The sequence below is a fragment of the Stenotrophomonas sp. SrG genome (assembly GCF_050031795.1).
Classification (GTDB): Bacteria; Pseudomonadota; Gammaproteobacteria; order Xanthomonadales; family Xanthomonadaceae; genus Stenotrophomonas; species Stenotrophomonas rhizophila_A.
Map to the genome: position 1 here is coordinate 1 of NZ_JBNBBE010001780.1, position 230 is coordinate 230.

Genomic DNA, 230 nt, shown 5'->3' on the forward strand with positions numbered 1-230 from the left:
CCGGGGTGGACGCGGAGGTGCTCTGGCGGAGGTCGGGCAGGCGCCGCTGGCGGTCGCCCGGGTCGAGCCGGTCCGGACTGGAGCCGCAGTGGAAGTCCTGGTTGAAGCGCAGCCCTGTGCCGGCTTCCAGCAGCGGCACGCAGACCTCTTCGGTGGTGCCGGGGTAGTCGGTGGATTCGGAGATCGCCAGGTCGCCGGGCTTGAGCACGCTGCCGATCAGGCTGGTCGCG

The 230-nt window shown here is 72.2% G+C and carries 1 pseudogene; it reads right to left on the reverse strand.

The window, feature by feature from the left end:
• Nucleotides 1–230, reverse strand: a pseudogene (locus tag ACQG3P_RS25395) (nucleotide sugar dehydrogenase); the annotation flags it as partial.